The sequence below is a fragment of the uncultured Metabacillus sp. genome (assembly GCF_947503125.1).
Classification (GTDB): Bacteria; Bacillota; Bacilli; order Bacillales; family Bacillaceae; genus Metabacillus.
This window is the reverse complement of record NZ_CANNCR010000224.1, coordinates 1-250: the sequence shown is the minus strand read 5'-3', so window position 1 is coordinate 250 and position 250 is coordinate 1. Positions and strand designations below refer to the sequence as shown.

The following is a 250-nucleotide window of genomic DNA, read 5'->3' as shown; positions in this document are numbered from 1 at the left end:
GTGGCTCGGGACGGAATCGAACCGCCGACACATGGATTTTCAGTCCATTGCTCTACCGACTGAGCTACCGAGCCATATTAATAAGCATTTTCATTTAAAATATTATTTTATTAGTTCACGGATCTAATTACTGCTTCTTACTTAGTTTCAAGTATCTCTTTGAAACTATGTCCATCGTCCTCATCTCAGGAAGCTGATTCAAGGAGCAGCTCGATGAGTACGCTGATGTTATTTCAAGGAAGCTTATTCG

At 40.8% G+C, this 250-nt stretch carries 1 tRNA gene; it reads right to left on the bottom strand.

Annotation, left to right across the window (positions count from 1 at the left end):
* Position 1 precedes the first annotated feature (1 nt).
* A tRNA-Phe gene (locus tag Q1B07_RS26960) sits at positions 2–74 on the bottom strand.
* Positions 75–250: the final 176 nt, after the last annotated feature.